Below are 7,404 nucleotides of genomic sequence, written 5' to 3'. Positions count from 1 at the left end.
GGCTTGCCAGTTCGTCCGCGGAAAGCGAGTAGATTCCATGACCATTTGAAAATCAACAATGAATTTAACAGAGCCTTAAAGAAAAGAAAGAATATAATTTTCAACATGTATTGATGTCTAGCTTAAGCAGCCATGCCCCGACGCACAGGACGTGACGGATTTTAGCTGACGGTCCTTACTTGGCCCTCCTTCGAGGTGCGCCTTATGCTGGTCGGAGGCCCACAGGATGTGGGTCAGAACGACGAAGACATAACGATGGGGCGGTCTTAGTCGTTCTTCATTACTTGAGGGTGCTTGCGCTTTTCTGATATGAATGGTGTGGAAAAATCAGGGGAATATTTGATCATTCTGTTAATAATAAAGAATTTCATTGTAATTTCTTTCTTCCTTATAATAAAATGGGGAGATGATATACATATAATAGAGAGGGCGTTCTAATCGATTATGTCTTTACCACTACTTCCAACAATAAGTACAGCATTTATTGTATTAAGCGCGATAACTGTTGCGATCGGCTGGTATCAAATTAAGCAGCGAAAAATAGAGACGCACAAAAAAACGATGATTACGGCAGCGGTTTTTGCTTTGATTTTCTTTGTGATCTATGTTTCCCGGACCATTTTTATCGGCAACACATCCTTTGGCGGGCCGGATGATTTGAAAATCTATTACACTGTCTTTTTAGTGTTCCATATTACGTTGGCAACGACCGGGGCTGTATTTGGAATTGTAACTCTTCTAGCCGGGTTTAAGAACAATTTAGTTAGGCACAGGAAGCTCGGGCCGATCACAAGTGTCATCTGGTTTTTTACCGCTATTACAGGCGTCGCTGTTTACCTTTTGCTTTATGTATTTTATCACGGCGGGCAGACAACTTCAGTCATACGGGCGATCCTTGGTTATTAGGATTGAAGAAGCAGCGGATTTGGGAAAATCCCCTGCTTTTTAAACTTTCCTATCTACATCAGTGCAACTACGACTAATCTCCGCCTTAGGGCTCGTCAATCGACGAGTTTTCTTTATGGAAAGCAAAATAAAAAACGCATGAATACTCATGCGCCCTTCGAATTTCGCTTATAGTCCGGAAAATTGCTCAAGCTCTGCTTTTACTTCGGCGAGAATTTGTTCACATTGCTTAACAAGGGAAGCAGGGAAAGTTTCACCCTCTCCATATTCAACACCAAACGGGTAATAATGTTTACCAAGAGTTGGTGTCATAAGTTCGATAACCGCTTTGTGTGCGCCGACATCGCCTTCAACTGCAAAGCCCTGAACACGAAGATAAAAAGTGCCATCTTTCAATTCAAATTTACGATCATAGTTGACTCTTTCATAATCCCATTGTTCACCGCGAAATAAACCATGCTCTGGCATTACTTCGTCAAGTCGGTTTAAATCGGCTGTAAAATTTTCAAAACGATAGCTTTCAAATTTCACGAATATACCCTCCTATTTTGCAAATCCCATGGAGAAGTTGTCCGAATGACTCCCTGAATCCTCCAAGTATGTTACATATAGATAAATTTCCCTCATATTTTATAATAGTACGAAATTATACAAGTTGCAATGAAAGTTTGATATATATAAATGCGATACAAACAATGATATAATTGATATGTAACATGATTAAGGAAAAAAATCAATATTTTTCTATATAGATTGAGAGAGGGGGAGTCTTCCTCTGCGGACATTGGTAAAGATTATTGTGCTTGCAACTATTTTTTTCATCATCGGCATATACTTCAATATTGGCCTGAATAACGATGAAAACTCGATTCTTTTTGGAGAAAAGGGAATTAAGCCGGAAAATCGGGAAGACATACAACAAAACGATAAAGAAGATGATGAAAACGCAGGGATACTTTCCGCAAAAGGTGGAATTGCGGCCTCTATCGGAAAAAAAACGTCCGAGGTTGAAAAAATATATGGGAAACCAGCTAGAATCGATCCATCTTCTTATGGTTATGATTGGTGGATTTACAACTACGATAAAAACAAATATTTTCAGCTAGCGGTAGAAAACGGCAGAGTTGTTTCATCTTATGGAATCGGCAAGGATATAAATATAGCCCCATTCAAAATTGGCCAGACAATTGATGAGATTTATTCGAGTGTATTTGTGGAGACATCGGTTGAGATTGAATCGGAAGGCAGCTCTTATCGTTTTGAACTGTCTGAAGAGGATATGAACATGAGACCTTTGATAAAGCTGGGAAAGGTATATGTCCAACTTTATTTAGATAAGTTTACAGGAAAGGTTTCCAGTGTGCGATTTCTTAATGAAGATACCCTTCTAAAGCAGAGGCCGTATGAAATAACATATAGAGGCGAAATGCTTGAAGAGAATCCTCTCAGCGATGAGGAATGGACGAAGGTCGAAAACGGGAACAGACAGCAAATTTTTGATATTTCCAATATTATGAGAAATCGCTTTGATTTACGTGAATTGAAATGGGATGAACCAACGGCTGAGGTAGCTTACCTTCATAGTATGGATATGTCAGATGACGGTTTTTTTTCCCATACATCTCCAACGAAAGGTGAATTAAAGGACAGGCTCGAAAAAGGCGATATAGCTTATACTCTCGCTGGGGAGAACATTGCAGCAAAGTATTCGGATGCTATTTCGGTCATGGAAGGCTGGCTGAACAGTAAAGCACACAGGGAAGCGCTGCTAAACGAAGAATTTACTCATTTGGGCGTAGGCGTACATCAGAAATACTACACGCAAAACTTTATTGCTAAATCAGAATGAAAAAGGAGCCGTCACACTTTCGCTTTATAAGCATATGCTGGAATAGGCGTATGTCATGGTGTGAGGTGAACAATTGTGGCTCAGAAAAAAACCCGTCCGTCGGTTGAAGAATTTAAGCGGTTCGTAAAGAAGCACCCGATGCTAAGACAGGAAGTTAAAAAGGGTAACTATTCCTGGCAAGAATTATTTGAGGAATGGTACATGTTAGGCGGCAACCATGAACAATGGGATGCATATAAAGGGGAAATGGCGAAAGCTAAAGAATCCAATCAATTGAACGAAGAGAACAAGAGCGATTTTGTATCTCTCCTGCTACAATCCTTTAAAGATATGGATATGAATCAAATTCAGCAATATATTTCAAGTGCTAATCAGGCTCTCGGTGCCATTCAGGGTGTCATTTCTTCTTTTCAAGGGGATAAGCCGAAAGAAGAGGTACCGGAAGTAGACGAAACGGTACGGAGGCCACGGCCCAATCCATTTGCTTTTAGAAAAGATTAAAGGATTTTCTTCGGGAGGGATTATGAGACAGGATGTATTCGAGATAATAGAAGCCAACCAGGATTTGAAAATGTTTATCCGGCTCCAGCCGTATTGGTACAGGCAACTAATGAGAAATCCTTATCAACTCGATAAAATGGAGACGGAAGCAACCTTTTTCTTTAAGAAATCGATTCAGCATCGAGTTACAAAGTTTTCAGATGGAGTACAAATGACCTACATGCTGCTTCATATGGTTCAAGCAATGGGTTCAGAGACTTAAGCTGATCTGTTTTTTTTCGATATGGGTCAATCTCTTCTAAATTAGCCGCAGGAGTAAATTGCTTCTTTTTGCAAATAATAATGGCAAAAGGAGGCAGGGACTCATGAAATTGTTGATCAGCTTATGTGCATTGTTAATGATTGTTTCAGCCTGTGGTCAAAAAATACCCGAACCGGAAAACAAGAGTAAGAAAATAGGGTTTATTGAACATCCTGCTGCCCAGGTTGCTTCGTTCAAGATAAACAGTCTTGAAGAATTTGAAGTCAAACACTTTATAAAAGGCAACTCTATGTATGTAGAATGCTTTTTGAAGAATTTCGCTTTTTCTCAGTCGTCCAAAAAACGAAGGGCTTTCACCCGCATGTTTTTGGACGGGAGAAAGATCAATGATTATCGTACGGCCGCGTTCGTTGTAAAGGCAATACCGGAGGGCAAGCATGAAGTGAAATTGGAAATCTACGATGAAAACGGAAAACCGACAGGGCTGGTGAAAAAATTCATCGTTGAAATCCACTCTACCATCTAAGAAAAAGTTAGCATCTGTTTTTCAAAAATGATAAAATGATGGTGGAGGTGAGCTACTTCATGCTTGCTACTATGGAAAGTGTGACAATTATGCAATTTGCCGATACACTGGCAGGGATGGTCTTACAATCTGAGGCGGGAGATAATTACCGGCTAAGCTTATATAAAATGCAGAACGATCGGGAAGCCCAGCAAAAAATCCGCGCATTTGCTTCTCTTAAAGATCTTTATGAAGAGGTCCAGCGTTTCGGAAAGTATCATCTGGAATACAAACGGGTAAACCTTGAGATAAGAGAACTTAAACGGGCAATGGATCTTCATCCCACTATCGCAGATTTCAAGAGGGCAGAAACAGAAATCCAAGGCATTCTTGATGAAATTAGTATGAAAATCGGACATGCTGTATCTCCGAACATTAAAGTACCTTCCGGAAATCCGTTTTTTGACTCGCTTTCAAGCTGTAGTGGAGGATGTGGCTCCGGCGGTGGCTGCAGCTGCTCTGCATAATATAATGAGGGTTAACGCTTGGTTCTGGTAACCAAGCGTTTTCTTATTTGTTTTCAAATCTGATGCAGTCCGGACACAAATTCCCACAGCAAAACATTTTACGTTGGGGCACATAAAACCGGTGCCGAAAAACCATCATATTTCTCTCGACCCTGACGAAGACTGTCTTACTGTGCAGCTGTTTGCCACGCATCGATTTCGCCGAAGCTCTTTTTATCGAAGCTATCACTTCATCCATTTCCGTAATATCACTATGCTGGACGTAAAGAAAGGGAATACCAGCTGACTTCTTATATGAAACGTTTTCAATTCCCTCAAAAGCAGACAGCTTATTGATAAATGAAGACCAAATGCTTTCCAAATCCATTGGATTTACACCACCCATTCTTTAACCCAAAATATCTCTGCTTGAAAGAAAAGTTTAGGCTGTGCTACACTTAATAAAACAAATTACCCTTATACGGGCATAACGCGGTCAGAGCGAAGTTTTTAAAAAGGGAGTTACATTCTATGTTTGGAGCGAGACAGGGAGTCATCGTATATTTACATACATTGAAACAAGCGAAGATGCTCAGGAAATTTGGCAATATCCATTACGTTTCCAAAAAGCTGAAATATGTCGTTATTTATACGGACATGGAGGACGTGGAAACACTTTCTGAGAAACTAAGAAGCTATTCTTTCGTTAAAAAGGTGGAGCTTTCCTATAAGCCTTTTATTAAAATGGAGTATGAAAACTCCAAGCCTGACAAAGCAAAGGAATATGATTATAAGATGGGTATTTAAGAGGGAAGGGCCTGACTTTTGAAGTTCAGGCTCTTTTTTTGTCTTTATTTTAAAGGTGCCAAATAACGGTTCATCCGCAATATTCCGATTAGGTATTGATAATAGAGCTGTTTTTCCTTGAATGACTCCGATGCCTTAACATCCAATTCAATGATGGATTTATCCAGTTCACGTGCCAGCTCCTCAAAAAGTTCAAATCGCTTGTTCGGTGTGACCCGGGGATTAGGAATGCCCTCACGGCAAATATACAAAGGCTGAAAATCGCCAGGGCTGGTTGGCTCAAGCACAATTACCGGAGATGCCAGCTCTCTTTCGTTTATTTTTGTATGAAGGGAAAGCAGGCGGGCAACTCGATGGCGGTTTGACTTGCCGATTTCAATCAGTTCATATATATCTGTATAACCTTCCCCTAATTCGATAAAACGCTGAATCAAAAAAAATCTCTCCTTCTTTGCAAATAGATACTCCTACTTTATCATTTCCAAGACGCAAATAGATAGCAAAAAAAAGCCCCGCAGATTATTCTGCAGGGTCCTTCTACGTACCTTAAATAAGGCTAGAAGGCAAAGGGAGAGGAGAAACCGGAGGAAGAACTTATGGGGAAACGTAAGTCTTCTCCGCGGTTGGCAACAACACCTACGATAGTGATGTTGTTACTAGTATTATGGCCAAAATTATCCTTATTATTCAAAAACCGGCTACTTTTTTGTGCGCTATCTAAAAAGAAAAGGACTGCCGGGTAGCAGCATGTTTATGCCCGGGTAACAGGAATATACGCTCCATTAGACGGTTATCAGGATTGCAGTGCGAAAAGTTTTTTAAAATGTTGGCTGCCCATATGGATTATGGTAGGATTATTGGGTAACAGAAATTTGTCAAAAAATGTGGTGAGAAATATGCGGGTCGTTTCCGGTTCATGCAAAGGAAGGCCTTTAAAATCAGTCCCGGGTACAGGAACTAGACCGACAACTGATAAAGTGAAGGAATCTGTGTTTAATATCATCGGGCCTTACTTCGACGGAGGTGCCGTGCTCGACCTTTTCGCGGGGAGCGGAGGACTTGGAATCGAAGCGCTGAGCCGCGGCGTCGAAAACGCTATTTTTGTAGACAGGGAGCACCAGGCGATCCAAACTGTGAAAGCGAACCTGGAAGCGTGTGGATTCACGGAACAAGCCGAGGTATATAGAAATGACTCCGAACGAGCGCTAAAGGCGATCATAAAAAGAGAGCTTACCTTCCGGTTAATCATGCTAGATCCACCATATAAAAAACAGAGGCTTGTTTCTTTGCTGGAACAAATACATAACGCAAGGCTGCTTGACTTACAGGGGTATATCGTTTGTGAACATGGCAGCGAAGATGTTCTTCCAGATAAAGTGGCAGATTTCAAGAAGGTACGAAATGAAGTGTACGGGACGATCGCCATATCAATTTATCAATGGGATCAGCTGGATTTTGAATAGAGGGGGTTTAATATGTCTAAGATCGCCGTATGCCCGGGCAGTTTTGACCCGGTTACCTATGGTCACCTGGATATTATCCAAAGAGGTGCAAAGGTTTTCGATGAAGTATATGTAACCGTTTTAAACAATTCGTCCAAAAATTCGTTATTTACGGTAGAAGAGCGTTTAGCGTTGATCAAAGACGTGACGGCCCATATTCCCAATGTGAAAATAGATTCTTTTCAAGGGTTGCTTGCGGACTATGCCAACCGTATTAATGCGGACGCGATCATTCGCGGACTTCGTGCGGTATCGGATTTTGAATATGAAATGCAAATCACATCCATGAACAGATTACTGAACGAAAAGGTGGAAACCTTTTTCATCATGACCAACAATCAATATTCTTTCTTAAGCTCAAGCATCGTTAAGGAAGTTGCCAAATACGGCGGCGATATATCTGAACTGGTACCGGAAAAAGTGAGGCAAGCATTGCTCGTAAAATACCAACAGCAAGAAGGTAAATAAAACAAAAAGGGAGCGCATCAAAGATGGGCTTCCTTTTTATTTAGGCTCTGTTAAACGATAATGTTGTTTTTGGGAAGGGAATCTGCGAGACTCCTCGA

At 40.9% G+C, this 7,404-nt stretch carries 12 protein-coding genes; 9 read left to right on the top strand and 3 right to left on the bottom strand.

The genetic code is table 11. The features are described from left to right. Positions 1-444 precede the first annotated feature (444 nt). A complete protein-coding gene (locus tag D0463_RS15495; RefSeq protein ID WP_117308287.1) occupies positions 445-906 on the top strand; it encodes a DUF420 domain-containing protein in 462 nt (153 codons plus the stop codon). A gap of 168 nt (positions 907-1,074) precedes the next feature. Here D0463_RS15495 and D0463_RS15490 read toward each other — a convergent pair whose 3' ends face one another. Further along, a complete protein-coding gene (locus D0463_RS15490; protein ID WP_117308286.1) occupies positions 1,075-1,437 on the bottom strand; it encodes a YugN family protein in 363 nt (120 codons plus the stop codon). Between the two features lie 268 nt (positions 1,438-1,705). Between D0463_RS15490 and D0463_RS15485 the strand changes: the two genes are divergently transcribed. From D0463_RS15485 to D0463_RS15465, 5 genes are all read left to right on the top strand, one after another. Next, entirely contained in the window at positions 1,706-2,755 is a 1,050-nt protein-coding gene (locus D0463_RS15485; protein WP_254052825.1) for a CAP domain-containing protein, read from the top strand. A gap of 75 nt (positions 2,756-2,830) precedes the next feature. Further along, the gene (locus tag D0463_RS15480; RefSeq protein WP_117308285.1) at positions 2,831-3,256 is read left to right on the top strand and encodes a YlbD family protein; all 426 of its coding nucleotides are present in this window, start codon (positions 2,831-2,833) and stop codon (positions 3,254-3,256) included. Positions 3,257-3,278: 22 nt separating this feature from the next. Next, positions 3,279-3,518, top strand: coding sequence for a YlbE-like family protein (locus tag D0463_RS15475; RefSeq protein ID WP_117308284.1), 240 nt, complete (start codon positions 3,279-3,281; stop codon positions 3,516-3,518). 103 nt (positions 3,519-3,621) lie between these two features. After that, positions 3,622-4,044, top strand: a complete 423-nt coding sequence (locus D0463_RS15470; protein ID WP_117308283.1) for a hypothetical protein — start codon at positions 3,622-3,624, stop codon at positions 4,042-4,044. Positions 4,045-4,103: 59 nt separating this feature from the next. Then, positions 4,104-4,550 carry a YlbF/YmcA family competence regulator gene (locus D0463_RS15465; protein ID WP_117308282.1) on the top strand — a complete coding sequence of 149 codons (447 nt, stop codon included), beginning with the start codon at positions 4,104-4,106 and terminating at the stop codon, positions 4,548-4,550. 43 nt (positions 4,551-4,593) lie between these two features. Here the strand turns inward: D0463_RS15465 and D0463_RS15460 are convergent, their stop codons facing one another. Beyond that, complete coding sequence (locus D0463_RS15460; protein WP_117308281.1) at positions 4,594-4,917, bottom strand: hypothetical protein; 324 nt, start codon at positions 4,915-4,917, stop codon at positions 4,594-4,596. 143 nt (positions 4,918-5,060) lie between these two features. Here D0463_RS15460 and D0463_RS15455 point away from each other — a divergent pair, with 143 nt between their 5' ends. After that, positions 5,061-5,336 (top strand): YlbG family protein, encoded by a 276-nt coding sequence (locus D0463_RS15455; protein WP_117308280.1) that lies wholly within the window; start codon positions 5,061-5,063, stop codon positions 5,334-5,336. A gap of 44 nt (positions 5,337-5,380) precedes the next feature. On the opposite strand, the gene D0463_RS15450 is transcribed toward D0463_RS15455, so the two are convergent. After that, positions 5,381-5,770 carry a DUF7147 family protein gene (locus tag D0463_RS15450; RefSeq protein ID WP_117308279.1) on the bottom strand — a complete coding sequence of 130 codons (390 nt, stop codon included), beginning with the start codon at positions 5,768-5,770 and terminating at the stop codon, positions 5,381-5,383. 462 nt (positions 5,771-6,232) lie between these two features. On the opposite strand from D0463_RS15450, the gene rsmD reads away from it, so the two are divergent. Continuing rightward, positions 6,233-6,799 carry a 16S rRNA (guanine(966)-N(2))-methyltransferase RsmD gene (gene rsmD / locus D0463_RS15445; protein WP_117308278.1) on the top strand — a complete coding sequence of 189 codons (567 nt, stop codon included), beginning with the start codon at positions 6,233-6,235 and terminating at the stop codon, positions 6,797-6,799. Between the two features lie 12 nt (positions 6,800-6,811). Beyond that, positions 6,812-7,306: a pantetheine-phosphate adenylyltransferase gene (coaD, locus tag D0463_RS15440; protein WP_117308277.1), complete on the top strand. Its 495-nt coding sequence runs from the start codon at positions 6,812-6,814 to the stop codon at positions 7,304-7,306. Positions 7,307-7,404 lie beyond the last annotated feature (98 nt).

This window comes from Bacillus sp. V59.32b (assembly GCF_003429085.1).
Taxonomy (GTDB): domain Bacteria; phylum Bacillota; class Bacilli; order Bacillales; family DSM-1321; genus Peribacillus.
The sequence above is the reverse complement of the archived record's forward strand: the minus strand, read 5'-3'. Positions and strand labels throughout refer to the sequence as shown.